General features: G+C 60.1%; 2 protein-coding genes. Both read right to left on the reverse strand.

The genetic code is table 11. The features are described 5' to 3' along the window. A partial coding sequence (locus AWU74_RS05940) for a tetratricopeptide repeat protein (RefSeq protein ID WP_162504914.1) occupies positions 1-359 on the reverse strand: 359 nt, incomplete at its 3' end. A gap of 215 nt (positions 360-574) precedes the next feature. Then, the coding region (locus AWU74_RS05945) for a tetratricopeptide repeat protein (protein ID WP_162504915.1) at positions 575-1081 on the reverse strand (507 nt) is incomplete at its 5' end.

Raw genomic sequence — 1081 nt, forward strand, 5'->3', positions numbered from 1 at the left:
GCTTGGGTGAAATCCGCAATCGCTTGGTCGCGGTCGCCTTTGTAGAGACAGGCAGCGCCGCGATTAGTGTAGGCCGACGCATTCGTCGGATCGAGCTTCAGCGCTTGGGTGAAATCCGCGATAGCCCGGTCATAGTCGCCCTTGCGGGCATAGGCATAGCCGCGATTATTGCAGGCGTCCGCAAGGTTCGGGTCGAGCGCCAGCGCTTCCGTAAAGCACGCTATCGCGGTGCTGTAGTCGTCCCGCTCGGCAAAGAGCGTGCCGTTAAAGAAAGCCGCTTGTGCGGCGGTTTCCGCGCTGCCGCAGGGAGCGAGCGCAGCGGCAAGGACAAGCCCTAATGCGGCGCGTTTTATGCTCATCGTATACCTCCGTCACGGGCGCTCCGAATGGAAGCGAGCCCGCCCCTGTATAGCGTCATAGGGAAAGCGGCAAAACCCGCTTCCCCTATGAGACGAGAAAGGGAACGGGCTTTGCCCGTGCCCTTTCTCTCCCGCTCGATAAGCCCGCCCGACGGCTGTGCCTCCCGCCCGTATCGGGGTTTCCGCCCCTCAGCAAAGCGCCCGGCGGGTTCCGCCTACCGCCCTCGTCTCCGCGCCGTTTCAAGCCCCTCTTTTGCGTCCGCGTCATTCGGGTTGAGCTTCAGCGCTTGGGTATAATCCGCGATAGCACGGTCGTAGTCGCCCTTGCCGTAATAGGCAACGCCGCGCAAACGGTAGGCTTTCGCGTCATTCGGGTCGAGCCTGATTGTTTGGGTATAATCCGCGATAGCCCGGTCGTAGTCGTTCTTGCTGTAATAGGCAAAGCCGCGGAACCGGTAGGCAAATGCGTCATTCGGGTCAAGCTTCAGTGCTTGGGTGTAATCCACAATCGCCCGGTCGTAGTCGTTCTTGCTGTAATAGGCAAAGCCGCGGGACCGGTAGGCAGATGTGTCATTCGGGTCGAGTTTGACTGCTTGGGTATAATCCGCGATAGCCCGGTCGTAGTCGCCCTTTTCGCCATAGGCAACGCCGCGAATACCGTAGGCTAACGCGTCATTCGGGTCGAGCTTAATCGCTTGGGTATAATCCGCGATAGCCCGGTC

This window comes from Treponema endosymbiont of Eucomonympha sp., from assembly GCF_001028545.1.